The 17,694-nt window shown below is 58.4% G+C and carries 16 protein-coding genes; all 16 read right to left on the bottom strand.

Annotation, left to right across the window (positions count from 1 at the left end; all coding sequences use genetic code 11):
* Window positions 1-134: 134 nt before the first annotated feature.
* The 16 genes from AB9K37_RS09575 to AB9K37_RS09500 all read right to left on the bottom strand — a co-directional run bounded on the left by AB9K37_RS09575 (window position 135) and on the right by AB9K37_RS09500 (window position 17,272).
* Window positions 135-1,685, bottom strand: coding sequence for a hypothetical protein (locus AB9K37_RS09575; protein ID WP_369837715.1), 1,551 nt, complete (start codon window positions 1,683-1,685; stop codon window positions 135-137).
* 3 nt (window positions 1,686-1,688) lie between these two features.
* Window positions 1,689-2,819 (bottom strand): chemotaxis response regulator protein-glutamate methylesterase, encoded by a 1,131-nt coding sequence (locus AB9K37_RS09570; RefSeq protein ID WP_369837712.1) that lies wholly within the window; start codon window positions 2,817-2,819, stop codon window positions 1,689-1,691.
* Entirely contained in the window at window positions 2,816-3,655 is an 840-nt protein-coding gene (locus AB9K37_RS09565) for a protein-glutamate O-methyltransferase CheR (protein ID WP_369837709.1), read from the bottom strand. Before AB9K37_RS09565 ends, AB9K37_RS09570 begins: the two co-directional genes overlap by 4 nt.
* Window positions 3,652-4,170: a chemotaxis protein CheW gene (locus AB9K37_RS09560; protein WP_369837706.1), complete on the bottom strand. Its 519-nt coding sequence runs from the start codon at window positions 4,168-4,170 to the stop codon at window positions 3,652-3,654. Before AB9K37_RS09560 ends, AB9K37_RS09565 begins: the two co-directional genes overlap by 4 nt.
* Window positions 4,163-5,929 carry a methyl-accepting chemotaxis protein gene (locus tag AB9K37_RS09555; protein WP_369837702.1) on the bottom strand — a complete coding sequence of 589 codons (1,767 nt, stop codon included), beginning with the start codon at window positions 5,927-5,929 and terminating at the stop codon, window positions 4,163-4,165. The genes AB9K37_RS09560 and AB9K37_RS09555 overlap by 8 nt, the downstream gene beginning before the upstream one ends.
* Before the next feature lie 11 nt (window positions 5,930-5,940).
* Window positions 5,941-6,441 (bottom strand): chemotaxis protein CheW, encoded by a 501-nt coding sequence (locus AB9K37_RS09550; RefSeq protein WP_369837699.1) that lies wholly within the window; start codon window positions 6,439-6,441, stop codon window positions 5,941-5,943.
* Window positions 6,438-8,468 carry a chemotaxis protein CheA gene (locus AB9K37_RS09545; protein ID WP_369837696.1) on the bottom strand — a complete coding sequence of 677 codons (2,031 nt, stop codon included), beginning with the start codon at window positions 8,466-8,468 and terminating at the stop codon, window positions 6,438-6,440. Before AB9K37_RS09545 ends, AB9K37_RS09550 begins: the two co-directional genes overlap by 4 nt.
* Window positions 8,468-8,833, bottom strand: coding sequence for a response regulator (locus tag AB9K37_RS09540; protein WP_369837693.1), 366 nt, complete (start codon window positions 8,831-8,833; stop codon window positions 8,468-8,470). The genes AB9K37_RS09545 and AB9K37_RS09540 overlap by 1 nt, the downstream gene beginning before the upstream one ends.
* Before the next feature lie 24 nt (window positions 8,834-8,857).
* On the bottom strand, window positions 8,858-9,166 hold the full coding sequence (locus AB9K37_RS09535) for a hypothetical protein (protein ID WP_369837691.1): 309 nt from the start codon (window positions 9,164-9,166) through the stop codon (window positions 8,858-8,860).
* A 248-nt stretch (window positions 9,167-9,414) separates the two neighbouring features.
* Complete coding sequence (locus AB9K37_RS09530; protein ID WP_369837688.1) at window positions 9,415-10,815, bottom strand: TRAP transporter large permease; 1,401 nt, start codon at window positions 10,813-10,815, stop codon at window positions 9,415-9,417.
* Window positions 10,816-10,819: 4 nt separating this feature from the next.
* Window positions 10,820-11,449, bottom strand: a complete 630-nt coding sequence (locus AB9K37_RS09525) for a TRAP transporter small permease subunit (RefSeq protein ID WP_369837685.1) — start codon at window positions 11,447-11,449, stop codon at window positions 10,820-10,822.
* Window positions 11,450-11,532: 83 nt separating this feature from the next.
* Entirely contained in the window at window positions 11,533-12,543 is a 1,011-nt protein-coding gene (locus AB9K37_RS09520) for a C4-dicarboxylate TRAP transporter substrate-binding protein (RefSeq protein WP_369837683.1), read from the bottom strand.
* A 217-nt stretch (window positions 12,544-12,760) separates the two neighbouring features.
* Window positions 12,761-13,777, bottom strand: coding sequence for a glycine betaine/L-proline ABC transporter ATP-binding protein (locus AB9K37_RS09515; RefSeq protein WP_369837680.1), 1,017 nt, complete (start codon window positions 13,775-13,777; stop codon window positions 12,761-12,763).
* Entirely contained in the window at window positions 13,774-14,658 is an 885-nt protein-coding gene (locus tag AB9K37_RS09510) for an ABC transporter permease (RefSeq protein WP_369837677.1), read from the bottom strand. The genes AB9K37_RS09515 and AB9K37_RS09510 overlap by 4 nt, the downstream gene beginning before the upstream one ends.
* 103 nt (window positions 14,659-14,761) lie before the next feature.
* The gene (locus tag AB9K37_RS09505) at window positions 14,762-15,775 is read right to left on the bottom strand and encodes a glycine betaine ABC transporter substrate-binding protein (protein ID WP_369837674.1); all 1,014 of its coding nucleotides are present in this window, start codon (window positions 15,773-15,775) and stop codon (window positions 14,762-14,764) included.
* Between the two features lie 246 nt (window positions 15,776-16,021).
* Window positions 16,022-17,272, bottom strand: coding sequence for an Hsp70 family protein (locus AB9K37_RS09500; protein ID WP_369837670.1), 1,251 nt, complete (start codon window positions 17,270-17,272; stop codon window positions 16,022-16,024).
* Window positions 17,273-17,694: the final 422 nt, after the last annotated feature.

The following is a 17,694-nucleotide window of genomic DNA, read 5'->3' as shown; positions in this document are numbered from 1 at the left end:
GCACCTTCAAATACAAGTCCACGGTGTATATCCCCAAGCCCTCCCGAAATCCGAAAGGGCAAAAGTGGACGACTTTTACGCCGCCCGCGACAACACTATGCCGTCGCTACCGTGGCCGAGTATTGCTCCGCCGTTCACATATAGAGCTTGCGGATGCGCGCCGCGACACGCTCGAACCGCGGTTCGATAGACAAAGAGGCTGGGAACTGGCGGCGGATACTCGTCGAGGCACGGTCATTCGCGCTCAGGTCATTCACTAGTTCACTGAGCATCCGGTCGCTCGCTTCGATTGCGCGGGCAACCTGTTCTGAGTCCGAGGCAAGCTTGGGCATTAGATCGGTGATCACGGCCAGAACTTCGGGGATCATCTGGATCGCGTCCACGTCCATCGCAGTATCATCTGCGTCGCAGTTATCAGACATATAGGCCTGAAGCTGTTCTTTGGTGCTCTCCAGTGCTTCGCTAAAAGTCACGTAGATTTCTGGTACCGTAGAGACCACCGAATTTACCTGCTGGGAAATCACGATCATGTCTGCAGCAGCGCGCCCTTCGCGGGCACAGGCAATGATGGTGTTCAGAGACGCAAGTTGCATCTGGAAGGCCGAATTGTTCAGATTGCGGCTATGTTCCTGAAGGCTCTCATCCGAGCTGCGGATCGCATCGAAGAGAGCTTTGGTCTCTTCGCACCCACCTAGAATTTGCTTCTGCTGGCGCAACGTTTCGGGATGAATGGCCTTGTTCGACAACTCGTGACGGTCGGCAAAGGCTTTGCGCAGGGCGGTATTGCTTTGGGCGTATTTGTCCAGACCGGCCGCGAGACCCGACAACACGTGCATCGCCTTCTCGGCATCAGTCAGAGTTTCTTTGATCGCTTGCTCCATCTGAATGTCCGCCAAGGCGGTCAGAAGCTGGTTCTCGTTGGAGTCGGCGGGGAAAGATTGGGCTTCGTGCAGGATCTGCTGGATGTGCTCGGCGCGCTGGCGGGCGCGATCGCCTACCTGCAGCGCCTGAATGATCGTCATTACCTCGCCTTCGGCCTTGCTGTAATAGTCGTTCATCCATTCCGCCGCATCATGCGAACTTTCCAGCGCATGGCTCAGGGTCTCTAGCGCATGTTCCAAAGTCTGGACTTCGGGGCGCATCGTGTCGGCGAGCGTCAGGGACTGATCCTCTGCAAACACCAAGAGCTTCTGTAGGGATTTGGTGATGGTCTCCGTAGCTTTGAGCATTTCGGCGACTTGATCCGAGGCGTTATCGGTAATCCCAGAGATGTTTTCGGCCAGACGCACCAGTTGCTCGCCCTGCTTCAAGGTGCGGTGCCCCTGTGCGATGATCCGCGCGTTCAGCGAAACGATGCCGGCAGAGTGGATGTTCTGCGCAAGATCCTTGATCTCCGCATTCATCATCTGCCGCTTTCGGCCGATTTCGGTCATGAACCCCGAAGACTGCTTGATCCGGTCGTCGATCATCGTCGCGAGAGCGCTGATGTTTTGGCGCCCCTGTGCGACCTTTTCGATCTGGTGAGGGTTCGTGATCTCGACCAGATCGCCCATAGCGCCCTTGAGCTGCGTCGCTTTTTCACTGGCCAGAAACAGGTTGTCAGTCACTCGGCTGAACACGGTTTCCAGACGGAAAAGCGGGCTGCGCAGGATGGCGTTATGTTCGGTTTGTACAGAGGCTGCCATGTTTTAGCGTCCTAATGCGGTTTGTGTTAGGGAAGCGCCCGTAGAGAAACCCATGATCTCTGAGGCGATGTCGTTCAGGGCAACAGATCGGACCGCTGCGCCGCGGAGTACTGCTTCGCGCGGCATGCCGTAGACGACGCAGGTTTCTTCGTTCTGCGCGAGGGTCAGCGACCCTGCTTTGCGCATTTCGAGCAGTCCTTGAGCGCCGTCGTCCCCCATGCCGGTCATGAGCACGCCCATTGCATTCTTTCCGGCCTCGCATGAGGTCGAGCGGAACAGCACGTCCACGGAGGGACGGTGGCGGCAGACATAGGGGCCGCCAATGACGTTGCAGCGGTACTTGCGCCCCACCCGGGTCAGGGTGACGTGAGAGTGGCCAGGGGCGATGAGCGCCAGACCTTTTTCCAACTCGTCGCCGTCCTCTGCTTCTTTCACGCGGATTGCGCAAAGACCATCGAGGCGGCGTGCGAAGGCTTCGGTAAAGCGCTCTGGCATGTGCTGAACGATCACCACAGGAGGGCAGTCGGGCGTGAGTTCTGTCAGAACTTTGGCCAGTGCGTCGGTGCCGCCGGTGGACGCACCAATAGCGATGATCGGCTCCGAATAGGGAACGGGCGGTGCATTCTCTGCACGCGGGGGCAGGATCACGTCAGCCGATAGTTTCTTTTCTGCGACCAGCGGCTTGCGCTCTACCGGTTTCTTGTTCGGGCGCACGCGGGCCTGAGCGGCCGCACGAACAGAGTCGCAGATCTGGATCTTGGCTTCGTCCGACATGGCGCTGCCAAGCTGGGACTTGGACATGACTTCGACGGCGCCCATCTCGAGCGCCTTCATCGCAGTCTGTGATCCGGCCTCTGTGTGGTTCGAGCAGATCACCACAGGCAGCGGGTGCTGGGACATGATCCGGCGCAAGAAGGTCAGGCCGTCCATCCGGGGCATTTCGATGTCCAGCAAGATGACATCTGGCAGGCCCGCTTTCATCTTTTCCACGGCATCAAAGGGATCGCGGGCGGTGTCCATGACAGTGATATCAGGCGCACTCTCAAGCATCATCTTGAGCATAGTGCGTGCAGTGATCGAATCCTCGACGATCAAAACGCGGATCGCGTCTGCATCTTTCTTGACTGTATTCATGTTGCCCTCTCCTTCTTGAAAACGGCAAAAGACACCTGTTTTAAGCGGGAATCCGAAACGACCATGGATTCAGAGTGGCCGACGAACAGGTGTCCCCCAACTTTGAGATGATCGGTGATTTCGCTGATGACGCGGCTTTGCGTTTTGGAATCAAAGTAAATCAACACGTTACGCAGAAAGACGACGTCCAGTTCCTTGTCCACGGGGTAGTTTCCGTGGATCAAATTCATCTGCGCAAAGCGTACGCGGTCCCGCAAAGTTTTTTCGACGCGGCCGCAGCGCAACCCCTTTGAGTTGTGCCCCATGACGAAATAGCGGTCGAGCAAGGCGTCGGGAATATCCAGAAGCTGCTCTTCAGGGTAGACGCCAGCGCGGGCCTCGTCGAGGATCGCGGGCGAAATGTCGGTCCCGAGAATGCCATACTTGAAGTCAGGCACGTTACCCGCGTACTCCGACAGAAGCATGGCGATCGTGTATGCCTCCTGACCCGAAGATGCGGCAGCACTCCACAGTTTAAAGGGCTGACCTGCGGGATGCTCCGGCAGGATCTTGTGCATAAGCCATTTGAAGTGGGCAGGTTCGCGGAAAAAGTCGGTTTTGTTGGTCGAGACAAGATCGACGATGTGCGTCATCTCTTCTGTCAGACCGTCTTTTTCAAAAAGATGAACCAGATAGTCGTCCATCGATTTCAAACCGATGGACGTGTAGCGGCGACGCATCCGACCTTCGATCATGCTTTGTTTGTTCTCCGGCATCTGGATGCCGGTGGTCTGAGTCACAAGGGCTCTGAACCGTGCCTTATGGCATGCAAGATCGGCGCTAGGCTCGGGTTTCATGCATTGACCCCGCCAAGGGCGTCTTCGACATGCTTGTCCAAAGATGCGATGACCTTGCTGCTCAGCAGGCGGTCAAGATCCATCAGGGTGACATAAGCGCCATTGCGACGCGCCAAACCGGCTACGATCCGGCGATCCCAGTTCAGCATGGTGCCGGTGTCGATTGGCTCGATCCGGTCATCGTCAAAGCGGCTGACCTCTGTCACCTTGTCTGTCCGCAAGGCCAAGAGCTGTTCTTTGCCGTCGTCCTCGACCCAGAGCACGACGATGCGGGTGTCCACATCGTCTTTGCGGTAGGGGCGCCCAATCAGGGTCCGCAGATCGACGACGACGATGCTGTCGCCACGCAGGTCGATAAAGCCCATGATGTACTCGGGCGCCTGCGGAAGCTTCTGGATGTCGCGGGCATCGAGGATTTCGCGCACGCGCTCTACCGGAATTGCCATCAGCGTTTCGTCAAGCATGAAGTTCAGAAAGGTACCGCTCGCGGCGGGCGCTTTTTTCTGATCAGGCATGGGGCTTCTCCGGTTGGAAATCTACATCGTCATTGTCTGCGCCTGTGGCCAGATCGAACGAAAAGCCTCCGTTCTTCAGGTCGGTGCCGGCAAAGGACACATCGTCGTCACTCTGCTCCACTGTGATCGGTGCAGGGTTCGAAGTGGCCTTTGGCGCAGGAGGCGTGGCTGGTGCCGCCTTGGCTTTTGGCGCGGGCGCAGGTGCAGGTGTCGGCTCGGGCATAGGAGCCTCGAGGATTTCATCCACGCTGACAGCGGTGTCGAAATCACCCGTCCGGAAGAACGAGATCGAGCTGCGCAGAGTGGCGGCCTGGGCTGCCAGCTCTTCAGCGGTTGCCGACATTTCTTCAGCCGCGGCGGTATTCGACTGGGTCACGCGATCAAGACGGTTGATCGCCGAAGAGACCTGACTGCCGCCCGATGACATCTCGCCATTGGCGCGGGTGATGTCACTGACCAGATCAGCGGTCCGCTCGATGTCAGGGACCAACTGGTTCAGCTTGGTGCCCGCATCCAGCGCTGCCATCATGGTTTGCTCTGACAGCGAATTGATTTCGCCAGCCGCGTGTTGGCTGCGTTCAGCCAGCTTGCGCACTTCCGAGGCCACGACGGCAAATCCACGACCATGTTCACCCGCACGAGCGGCCTCGACCGCGGCGTTCAGGGCCAGCAGGTCGGTCTGACGCGCAATCTCTTGAACAACGCTGATGCGCTCTGCGATGGTGTTCACCGCGTTCACGGCCTGCTTTACCGCATCTCCGCTCGCACGCGCATTTTCGGCCGATTTTTTGGCCATGCGTTCGGTTTCTAGGGCATTCTCGGCAGTCTGTGCGATATTCGACGCCATCTGCTCCATCGAACTCGAGGCTTCCTCGGTCGAGGCGGCTTGCTGGGTCGCAACATCGCTCATTTCTTCGGACGTCTTGGCCATCTGGTCCGCGCCGGTGGACACGTGACTCGCTCCCGAAGCGACCTCGCCTACGATGTTCCGCAGGCGCTCGACCATCAGGTTAGCATTGCGCAGAACTTCGGTGATTTCGTCGTTGCCTTTCAGGTTCGCTGTCTGCGTCAGATCGCCATCTGCCACGGCCTTGGTCAACTCGCTGGCGCGTCGCAGACCACGGGACAGCGAAGACAGGATCCACAATCCGGCGCTCACGCCGATCAGGGCCGCCAAACCGATAAGGCCCAAGATGGTCATCCGGTTTTTCTGAAAGATGTCGCCCGAGGTAACCAAGCTTGACGCCATTGCGCCGTCATTGATTGCCAAAAGTTCGGTGATCGCAGCGATCATCTGCTCGTCCAGCACACCTCCTTCTTCTCGAAGGATACGCGCGGCTTCATCAGTTTGATCGAACAGAAGCATCTGCATGACTGTTTTATTCATGCTGTGAATTTCGTCGCGCACCCTTTCAAACTCGTCGATGGCAGCGTTCGCTTCTTCGTTCGAGGTATGCTCGCGGACCTGTGCAAGCAGATCGGTCTGGATCGTGCGGTATTGCTGCATCTTGGTTTCAAGATCGCGCTTTACCGCTGTCGAGTCTGACAGAAGGTAGTCGCGGATCATGGTCTGCGTGGCAGCCTGATAGAGCGTCATCTCGTAGGAGCGCTCAATGGCATCCACATTCTCCATAATAACCCGTTCGTTGCGGTCTTTCATCGACTCAAGGTCGCGCAATGCAATCACGCCCGAAGCGCCAGACAGGCCGATAAGCACGGTGCAGGTGACCATCAATTTGGCTTTAATGGTTAATCTCATGTCGGAGCCTCTTACTCTGCGCCTACCAATTGAGGTTCTTGGCTGATCTGGTTTTCAAAAATCGAGACGACATCGGGGATCGCGACGAACGCGTCATTCCAACGGGCCATTGCAAGGAGCGTGCCGGTCGGCCAGCGGGTGCCGACGGCGGGTACGGGACGCAAAGTGTCGGGTTCGATTTCCGTGATGGCGTGGACCTTTTCTGCGATCACGCCCACGGTCATGGTCTGTTCGTTCACCGAGGTTTCGATGATCAGGATGCGGGTCTCGCGGTCGGCTGCCTTGAGCGGCATTCCGAACAAAGGACGCCAATCCGCAACAGGTAGGACGACCCCACGAATGTTGATCAAACCGGCAGAGAAGTCGCCCGCGCAGGGCACAGGTGTCAATGTGGGCAGTTCCAGGACTTCGCGCAGCACGTCTGTCGGCAGAACCATCTTTTCTCCGCCCATTTCAAAGGCGACCACGCTGTTCAGGCGCGGAATCAGGTCAGCATAAGTTTTCTTGGTCATGCGGCGGTTCCTTTCAGGCGCTGCTCGATCTTTTGGCCGAGGCTCACCAAGTGGATCACGTCAAGGATCAGGGCCACGCATCCGTCCCCGAGAATGGTCGCACCCGAGAAGATCTTGAGGCGGCTGTGTAGGGGCGAGAGCTGTTTGATCACGGTTTGGTTGGTGCCAATAATTTCGTCGACGACCAGACCGACGCGCGTATCGTTCGCGCCCACGATGACAATCTTCTGGTGGGTCGATGCAGAGGCATCAGGGTTAAACACCTGACGGAGGCGCAAAACGGGCACCAACTCGTTGTTCAGCTCGATCACATCGGTGGCAGAGGTGCCGCCAGCCAGCTCTTCGGGCAGTTCTAGAATTTGCTCGACCGACAAGAGGGGGAGTGCGTAGCGCTCTGTGCCAACACCGATAAGCAGGCCTTCGATGATCGCAAGGGTCAGCGGCAACCGCAGGGTAAAGACCGTTCCTTCGCCGGGCTCCGAGGCGATCTCGATCGTGCCGTTCAGGGCTTCGATCGCCTGTTTGACCACGTCCGCGCCGACGCCGCGACCGGACAGGGCTGTCACAGCTGCTGCGGTCGAGAAGCCGGGTTCCAGAACCATTTTCAGCACATCGCTGCGGGAAACATCGCTGTCTTCGGTCAAGAGACCGCGTTCGATGGCGCGCTTGCGGATTGCCTCTTCGTTCATGCCGCGGCCGTCATCGATAATTTCGATGACGACTTCTGCGCCCGCATGGCGTGCCGATAGCTTAACCACGCCGCGTTCAGGCTTGCCCGAGGCCGCACGATCTTCGGGGCCTTCGAGGCCGTGGTCGACCGAGTTGCGGATCATGTGAACCAGCGGATCGGTCAATTTTTCGACCACAGTTTTGTCGAGTTCGGTCTCTTCGCCCTCGACGATGAAATCAAAGCTCTTGCCGGTGGTCTCTGCCAGATCGTGGCTGAGGCGGCGGAAGCGACCCATGATGCTGGACAGAGGGGTCATGCGCAGCGCCATCGTGGAATCGCGCAGACCCAAGGCGAGACGTTGGATGTCTTCGACAACGCCAAGCAGCGCTTCGTTTTCCAACTGGTTCGCGATCGCGGCCAGTCGGGCTTCTGCAATCACAAGCTCGCCAACGCGGTCCATGATCAGATCTACACGGTCGGCTGCCACACGCAATTGCGCAACGGCTGCAGGTGCGGCCTTGGCGGCTTTGGGAGCCTCTTTCGCGGCCGCTTCGGGCTGCGCGGGTGTAGCCTCGGGGGCAGTGGCAGGGGCAGGGGCAGGGGCTGCGGTGGCGGCAGGCTCGGGTTCGGCCGCAGACGCGACTGGTTCCGCGTGTATGGCCGCGAGGCTTAGTTCCATTTGGTCTTCGTGGAACATGAAGACGTCGCGGATGGCACTCTCTTTGATTGAACCAGGCAGGATGACCTGCCAGCCGGTGTAGATCACCTTGGTGTCCATCTGCGCAATCGAGGGCAGACGGTCAGTCAGAGGGCGAACGATCGTGGTTTCGCCCCCTAATTCACGGAGTTCATCCAGCATTGCGATGGGGTTGCCACCAATCTCCATAAAGTCCGGGGGCAACCGGAACTGTAGATCCCATTCCTGGATCTCGGCTGGTGCGGTGGTGGCTTCGGACGTCGCTGGGGCAGCAGAGGCCGCAGGTGCCTCTCCACTGGTGGCTGCAGCCAATGCGGCCGTCAGCTCTTCGTCCTTAGCGAGATCGGGCTCGCCTCCTTCGAGAAGCTCTGCGATCAAGTCGTATGCGGTCAAAGCCACGTTGATCAGTTCGGGCGTCACAACAGCATTGCCGGATCGGACGGCTTCGAAGGCTGCTTCGAAGTTGTGCACGAACGAAGCAAGGCGCGAAAAGCCGAACATCGCGCCTGTGCCTTTGATCGTGTGAAGAGCGCGGAAAACGCCGGCGACGACTTCAAGGTCGTCGGGGGTCTCCTTTAGAACCAAAAGTCCCTCCTGGAGGGCTTCCATGAGGGCTTCAGCTTCCTGACGGAAGATCTCCTGCGTTTCCGCGTCCATCATTATCCGGCTACCTTCTTGACCACTGCGAGAAGCTGTTCTTGTTCGAACGGCTTGACCATCCAACCCAGCGCGCCAGCGGCGCGGGCGGCTTCTTTCAGTCCACCTTCGCTTTCGGTAGAAAGAAAGATGATCGGCACACCCGAGCTGCTGGGGTCAGCACGGTAGGCCTGAATGAATTCCAGACCGGTCATGTTGGGCATGTTCTGGTCGGTGATCACCATCGCATAGCGATGGGCTTTTGCAGCCTCTAGGCCTTTGGCGCCGTCAACAGCTTCGGTGACAGCGTATCCGGCCTGTTGAAGGGTCATCGATACCATGCGTCGCACCGACGGCGAGTCGTCGACAATCAGGATTTCTTTGCTCATTTTGTATTCCAGTAAAAAGAGGGATCAGTGCCGCGTCGACAGCGCAGCCAACTCGTCGTCGGTCAGGCCGACGCGCAGGAACGCTTCTGCAAGTTTGGGCGAGATCAGAAGCGCGGCAGTCACTTGATCCTTGGTGACCGCTTTTTCTTTCAGTGCGACCATGATCAACTGGGCCATGCCAAAGAGCACGGTGTCCGAGCTATCATCGTCGATATCTGTCGTCAGTTCGGCGCTTTCGGTGCCAACAGCATCCTCGAGAGAAACGCGAACCGGCTCTAGTTCCGCAAGCGAACTGGTCATCTGCGACGACAGGTTAATTTTAATCTTATCCATGGGTCCTCCGCAGGATTGCCACCAAAATCGGGGCACGCTCTAATTGTGGACGCGGCGCGGCGGTTCTGCATCCTGTCAAAACGTTTGTTCAGAGCGGGTCTGTATAGTCCGAAGGTATACGCGGTGGTCACCGAAGGGCGGGCAATCGCGCCCATTGCGCCTCTCGAACGCAGCAGGACCTAACGTCAACGGCCACCTTGCATTTCTGCAGGGTGGCCGCGCAAATTTAGTGATTCTGTAGGCGTGCGTTACGCGAGTGATGGCAGCCAGAGGACGATTTGGGGGAAGGCCACCAAGAGTGCGATGGTCACTGCATCAGCGATGAAGAATGGCGTGACCCCCTTGAACACGTCCTGCACGCTCAGATCATCACGGACGCCAGCGACCACAAAACAGTTCAGACCAATGGGCGGCGTAATCAGGCAGAACTCGGCCATTTTGACCACCAGAATGCCGAACCAGATCGCACACATGGGCCCCGACATCCCAAAGGTGCTGTCCGCTGCGCTCACCATCTCGCCCCCATTCAGGGCCATGACGGCGGGATAGACCACAGGCAAGGTCAGCAGCAGCATTCCGATCGCGTCCATGAACATCCCAAGTATCGCGTAGGCCAAGAGAATGCAGATCAGGATCAGTAATGGGCTGTACTCCAGCGACGTGATCCAATCCGAAAATGCGTTCGGCAGATCTGCAAAGCCCAAAAAACGCACGTAGATCAGAACACCCCAAATGATGGTAAAGATCATAGCCGACAGACGGGCCGTTTCGATGATCGCATCTTTGAACTGCGCCCACCGCATTCCGCGTGCCAGTGCCATCACAAAGATGATAAAGGCCCCGACCGCGCCGCCTTCGGTGGGGGTGCCCCACGCATCGCCGCCAAACGGGTTGTAGACAAAGAAGATGATGATCACGACCACGGCGACGATGGGCAGGGCGGGGGGCAGAGACGCAAACCGCTGTTTCCACGTGAAACCCCGCACCGGCGGGCCAAAGTTCTTGATCGTGAGCGCGAGCCCAATGATGAGCGCGCCGTAAACGATGGCCGAAAACAGTCCGGGGATGAAACCTGCGAGCAGCAGCTTGCCCACGTCTTGTTCGACAATAATCGCGTAGATCACGAGGATCGCCGAGGGCGGGATCAAGGAGGCCAGCGTGCCACCAGCGGCCACAACCCCTGCGGCAAAACGCTTATCGTAGCCGATTTTCAACATCTCGGGGATGGCCACGCGCGCAAAGACTGCAGCCGTCGCGACGGATGCGCCGGACACTGCGGCAAAGCCTGCGGTCGCAAAAACGGTCGACACGGCTAGTCCGCCCGGCACCCATGCAATCCAGCGCTTGGCGGCTTCGAACAGGGCGCGGGTCAGTCCCGCATAGTAGGCCAAATAGCCGATCAGAATGAAGGTCGGGATCAGGCTGAGCGCTTGGCTGGCAACCTTGCCGTGGGGGACTTGACCAGCTGTTTTCACAGCGACCGTCAGGGCCCATCCGAATTGTTCGGGGTGCATGCCCTTCTTGGCCCAGAATATCCAGATCAGGCCAACCAGACCGGCCATTGCCGCCGCGAACGCCACGCGCATTCCTAGCAGAACCATGACCATCATACCGCCGGTGACCCAGAGGCCGATTTCAATGCTATCCATGGCCTTAATCCCTGCCTTCGATGTGTTCAGCCTCGGCTGCGGCTTGTTCGGCAGCACTCTGGATCAAGGGGACGGCGACGGGGCTGTCGGTTCCGCTGATGATCGCGCGTCCATAGCCAATGACCTGAATGGTGCACCGCAGGCAGAGCACGGCAAAGGCGACGGGGGCCAAGAGTTTCGCGGGCCAGATCGGCAGGCCGATATCGATGGTGCTGTCGCGGCTCCACATGGGTTTGCTCATGTCAAAGCTACGATCAAAATGCGCCCAAGTGCCCCAGACAAGCAGCAGCATCAGGATCAGGATCAGCGCGGTGGTGATCAGCTCAAACAGCCATAGGGGGCGGCCCGACAGGCGCGCGACCAGAATGTCCATACGGATGTGCCCGCCGTCCCGCTGCACGTAGCTGATCCCCAAGAACGCGATCAGCGGCATCAGCTGGGTGATCCAATCCACATATCCGGGCAAAGGCTGGTTGAACCCGTTGCGCCCTGACACGGACACCACTGCCAAGACCATCAGGCCAAAGACAGCCAGACCGGCCAACAAGGCCATAAAGCGCTCCAGACGCATCAACCCCTGATCCATGCGGCTCAGGAGGCTGTCGTCGGTCAATACTGTGGCAGACCCCGCCATGCGTATTCCCCGTTCATTCAGAATGGACAGGCCCCGAAGGTCGTCTTCGGAGCCTGCAACAGTCTTGGGTTAGTCCAAGCGGATCACTTGCGGGCGTCTGCCAGCGTGTTGTTCACCAGATCATAGAGCTCTTGGGCGGGCAGGCCCTGTGCGCTCATCTCTTCGATCCAGGCTTGGTGGATGGGGCCGCCGGCCTTTTCCTTGAACGCCGCGATTTCTTCGTCCGAGATCATGACCTTCTGAACGCCCTTCTCCTCGAGAACGCTGTCCCAACGCTCCAGCAGTTCGCCGTAGTTGGACAGGTAGTAGTCGATCGCCTCGGGAACGGATTCGTCCAGAATGGCGCGGTGTTCATCCGACAGGCTTTCGTAGGCGTCGATGTTTACGACCACGGGGCAGTTGACAGTGCCGGGGTTCAGGTTCGCGGTCCACCAATCGGCCTCGTTGATGGTGCCAAAGGATAGGTGCGCGTGCTGAGCAAAGGCCACGGTGTCCACAACGCCCGACTGCATCGCCTGATAGGCTTCGGAGCTGGTCACAGATGTGGGGACGCCGCCTACAGCTTCGAACGCCCGACCCAGACCGCCAGTCGCGCGAACGCGCATGCCGTCAAACTCGGCCAGTTCGTCGCGGGGCTCGCCAGTGCCGACCAGATTGTATTGGGGCATGGGGCTGGTCATCAGCATCTTGGCGTTCCACTGTGCCATTTCATCGGCCACGGCGGGGTGGGCGTAAACGGCGTGGCTGACGGCAACCTCTTCGTCCAGCGTGTTCACGCCAAGGAAGGGCAGTTCCAGCACCGTGATCGCGCGGTTTTTGTCCGCGTGGTAGCCCGCGCAGAACTGGGCCATTTCAAAGGCGCCAATGGAAATACCGTCGAGGTTCTCTTTGTTGTTGGACAGACCGCCATAGCTGACGTTCATGGTGAAATCACCGCCTGACTTTTCCGCAACCAGTTCAGCCAGCTTTTCGATGTGCTCGGTGAAAGCGCGGCGCTTGCCCCAAGTGGAGACGTTCCATTCGGTTGCGCTGGCCTCGGCAGCGAAGCTGACAGCAACAAGGGCGATGGCCGTACGGCCAAGCAAAGTTTTCATATATTTTCCTCCCATTATCGCGCCCTATCCCGCACCTCGTTTCCAAGGCTCCTCTTGCGGTCAGAGCGTCTGATGCCTCAATTCGTGCATGACCGGACCCCTCATGGCAAGGGTAGCGCGCGGCTTTTTCCACCCAGCGGAACTGTAAGATGTCTGGGCATAAAAAAGCCGCCCACTGGTGATCCAGAGGGCGACCTTGTTCGTAATCGGTAAGGTTTTAGCCCGCGAGGGCGCCAATCACCTTGGTTAGGGACACAGTGCCTAGGTATTGGCCATCCTCTTCGGTCACGCCAAGGGTCTGGTTTGGTGCCTGCGCCAACGGGTCCAGCGCATCGTTCAGCAGTGTGCCCGCTGGAATGTTCGCGCCGTCATAAGGCGTTCCAGCCTCGGCCAGTGCCCGCAGTCGAATCACTTTGCCGCGGTTAATGTCCTTGGTGAAGTCAGCGATATAGTCGTCGGCGGGGGTCAAAACGATCTCGGGGGCGGTGCCCTCTTGGATCATGGCGCCGTCGCGCAGGATCGCGATCTTGTCCCCAAGGCGCAGCGCCTCGTCCAAATCGTGGGTGATGAAGATGATGGTCTTGTGCAGTTCGTCCTGCAGTTCCAGCAGGATGGATTGCATGTCGTAGCGGATCAGTGGGTCAAGCGCACTGAACGCTTCGTCCATCAGCAAGATTTCGGCGTCGGTGGCTAGGGCGCGGGCCAGACCCACGCGCTGCTGCATGCCGCCAGACAACTGGCCTGGATAGTGATCCTCGTAGCCGGTCAGGCCAACGCGGTCGATCCAGTGCTGGGCCTTTTGCTTGATCTCTTCTTCCTTGAACCCTTGTACCTCGAGCCCGTAGCCGACATTCTCCATCACCTTGCGGTGGGGCAGGAGGCCGAACTTCTGGAACACCATCGAGGTCTTCTTGCGGCGGACATCGCGCAGCTGCTTGTCCGACATGGTCAGCACGTCGTCGCCGTCGATCAGAATCTGACCATCAGTGGGCTCGATCAGGCGGTTGATGTGGCGGATCAGGGTCGATTTGCCCGAACCGGACAGGCCCATGACGACCTGAATCTGCTTGGCCGGAATATCGAGGCTGACGTTGTTGATCCCCAGCACGTGGCCGGTCTGGTCCAAGAGTTCTGGCTTGCCGAGGCCGCTTTTGACCTGCGGCAGCACCTTTTTCGGGTTCTTGCCAAAGATCTTGTAGAGGTTTTTGATCTGTACTTTGAGTTCGGACATCATTTGCCTCCGTTGCGGTAGGCTTGCAGACGCTTGCCGTAGGTTTGCGACACGCGGTCAAAGATGATGGCCAGAGCTACGATTGCCAGACCGTTCATCAGACCCAGCGCTAGATACTGGTTCGAAATCGCACGCAGTACGGGCACACCAAGGCCCTTGACCCCGATCATCGAGGCGATCACGACCATAGACAGTGCCATCATGATGGTCTGGTTGATGCCGGCAAAGATGTTGGGCAGCGCCAGCGGCACCTGCACGCCCCACAGTTTCTGCCAAGGCGAAGTGCCGAACGCATCGGCGGCTTCGAGCACGTCCTTGTCCACCAGCCGGATGCCTAGATTGGTCAGGCGCACGATGGGGGGGATCGCGTAGATGCACACAGCGAGCAGGCCCGGCACTTTGCCAATGCCAAGCAGCATCACAACGGGGATCAGGTACACGAAAGACGGGATGGTCTGCATCACGTCGAGGATGGGTGTGATGATGCCTTGGGCGCGGTCGGATCGCGACATCAGAATGCCCAATGGTATGCCAATCGCGATACAGAGCAGCGTTGCGACCGAAATGATCGCCAGCGTCGCCATCGTATCTTCCCACATGTCGAGGACACCGATCGCGATAAACGCCAGAACCGAGCCTGCGGTGATCTTCCACGAACGCGACCCAAGCCACGCCAGACCGCCGACGACCAACAGGATCACGGGCCAAGGGGTGGCCTCGAGCAGTTTCTCGAACCAGATGAGGAACCGCAGCAGCGGATCAAAGAAATTTTCTAGCTGTTCGCCATATGCGCGGGAGAAACCCTTAAAGGTCTCGTCGACCGCTTGCTTCATGCCGCTCAGCGTTTTGCGGCCTAGGGAGGGAAATTCGTATAAGAATTCCAAAGCCGTCACCTCTTATGTTGTTTTGTCGACCGGATTACGGCCCGGCGCTCATAGAAAACGGGGGGCGCATCAGACGCCCCCCGTTCAACGTTCCTAATTGCTCTTAGAGCTCCGACTTTACGGCTTCGGCCGCTTCTTCGGAGACCCAGCCAGTCCAGACATCGGGGTATGCCTCCAGGAAGTGGTAGGCTGCGTCTTCGCCAGTCGCCTGGTTCTCGTTCATGTAGACCAGCATCTCGTTCATGATTTCGCCGGGGAAAACACGGCTCTTCAGGTAATCAACGGCGATGCCGCCTTCCTGCATCAGACGATCGGTGATGATGCTGTGAACTTCGGACTCGGTGTACGACGAAGGCTGCGGGTCGAGGCATTCCTGTTCGGGCTTGACGATGCAGCCGTCCCAGTTTTCGCTGCCGGCCCATTCAGTTTCCCACTCAAGCATCTGCAACTTGTACTTGCCGATGATCGCGGTCGGAGCCCAGTAGTAGCCGAACCATGGCTCGTCACGCTCGACAGCCTTGGCGATCGAGCCGTCCAGACCTGCAGCCGAGCCAGGATCGACGAGGGTCCAGCCCTTGTCTTCCATGTCAAAGGCGCGGAAGAGGTTCGCGTTCGAAAGCTGACAGCCCCAGCCTGCGGGGCAGCCCATGAAGGCACCCAGCGATTCATCTTCGGCGTAGGGGAACAGCTCGGGGTGCTCCAGCAGCTTTTCGACAGTATCCAGCTCGGGGTGGTCTGCGGCGAATTTCTCGGTGACCCACCAGCCTTCACCCAGTCCGGTGATCGGGCCTTCGACGACCGAATGCAGGCGGCCTTCTTCCATCGCGGCCATCAGGGGGTCGCGCACAGCGTTGATCCACAGCTCGCCTGCGACGTCAGGCTCGCCCTTTTCATTCATCGAAGCAAAGGTGGTGGTGGTCGCGCCGGGGATTAGTTCGACGTCGCAGCCATATCCTTCTTCGAGGATGAGTTTGTCTACGTTTGCCATCAGTTCCGCCGAAGCCCAGTTCATTTCGGCCATGGTCAGCTCGCCGCATTCGCTGGCCATCGCGCCGGATGCCAGAGCTGTGGTCATACCAAAGGCGGTGAGCGCGCCAAGTTTCTGAAGTTTCAACATCATCCCTCCCAAGGGGTTTGCTTTTCGCTTTTGCCGAGTGGACCCCGACGATCATTGAACCTCGCCGCCGCTTTTTGCGAGTGCAAAATCGCGACACCGTGATGTCGGAAACAGACCATATGTTAGCGGAAGAGTAAAGGAATAGAGCGAAGCGCGCTGTGCGCTCTATCCATTTGCACAGAGGCAACGGCCTGTGGGGCAGGGCAAAGACGATAAATAGCTGGAGACGCGAGAAGAGTGGTCGGATCAGTCGTCTATTTTCGACGCGGCGATCGCCAAGCCGTCGACTACTGCCGTAAATGCCTCTGATCTTTGCAAGGTCGCCGAGGGGCAGACCGCTTTGGCTTCGTCTTCGACCATGGACATGAGGCTGGAGCCGCCCACCAGAACAATGGTGCTGATCTGCATGGGCATCACGCCCGCTTCTACAAAGGTCTGGTAGAGCGCATTTCGCATCTTCTCGCGTTGCCCTTCGAGGGCGGCGTTCATGCTGCCCTTGGTAATCGGGGCAGCGAGTCCCGGTTCGACAAAGCCCATCTGAATTTGGGTTCCGGCCTGACCAGTGTTCGCACCGATCTTGCCCGCTTCGACCGCAAAGGCCAGCTCGTGCCCCAACTGCTCTTTGATGACGGTATCAAGGCGGGTCATGGCGTCGGGGTCTTCGGCATGGCGCAGCATATCGTCGACCAGCTTTTCGGTGTCACGAGAATAAACAAAGGGGATCTTCGCCCATGTTGCCAAATCCGCGTAAATCGCGTTGGGCACAGGAAGCAGTCCATCACCAAAGGTGCGCCGTAGCGCGCCCCCATAACCGAGTAGGGGCATCGCGTGGGTCATCGAGATTGCGTGGTCAAAATCTGTCCCGCCAAGGCGCACACCGTGGCTGGCCAGCACCTGAATGTTCTCGCCACTGGCTTCAAAGATCGAGAAGTCAGACGTGCCCCCCCCGATGTCTACAATGAGCCCCAGTCCATTTATCTGCTGGTCTGCGGCATAGGCGTGGGCTGCTGCTTCGGGTTCGTTCATAAACGCGATCTCGGTAAAGCCAGCAGCTCGGTAGCACGCCTCCAAATCTTCTAGCGCACGTGAATCCTTTTCAGGGTCGTCCGAGTGGAACTGTACAGGGCGGCCCGACAGAACGCGTTCACAGCTATGCCCTGATTGCTGCTCAGCCCGCGCGCGTATGCGCGAGAGGAAGGCTGTCACGACATCGGCGATGGTGCGGCGCTGCCCGCCGATCAATCGGCTCTCGTGAAGCAATGGGTCGCCAAGCACGGATTTGAGCGCGCGCATGTAACGCCCCTCTTCTCCGTCTATCAAAGCCGACGAGGCGGCTTGTCCATAGAGCATGGTTTTTGTCTCTGCGGGAAAGAACACGGCCGTGGGGACAGTATCTGCGCCAGCTTCCAAGGCGACCCGCGAAAGCTGCCCGTCATAGTAAGTGGCGGCTGCGGAATTGGAGGTTCCAAAATCGATCCCAAGTCGGATGGCGGCCATGGTCTTTCCCTCGAATTAACTGAAGCCATGGGCTAGCGCGGAGGGCACTGGGCATCAACAGGCAATAAAAGCGTATGACGGGTTTCGCTCTGCGCGGTCTCGCTTATGTCTTTTATTATGGCTTCTCAGCTTTGGCAGCGTGTTTTGTTTGTTTAGTTTTTTCACAGAAGTGTCTCTTTGTTGCTTTATGGTTTTTGGACGGGGTTTTGAGGACTTGCTGGGCGCTTAGTGTGTGTTTGGCGGTTTTTTTTGTGTTTTTTGGTTTTTGTTTTGTTTTGGGGTTGCGACTCTTTGTAGGTATCCGTAGAAGGCCCCTCACCGGCGGCGCTGAGGCGCGGTTGGGACGGGCAGACGGCTCTGAGGCTGGACGGTTCGGTTAGAAATTCTGGAGATATTGGTTGGCTGCAGTTCTAAGGGATTGG

Source organism: Donghicola sp. XS_ASV15 (assembly GCF_041224595.1).
GTDB lineage: Bacteria > Pseudomonadota > Alphaproteobacteria > Rhodobacterales > Rhodobacteraceae > Donghicola.
Note: the sequence above shows the minus strand (reverse complement) of the source record. Positions and strands in the feature narration are given on the sequence as shown.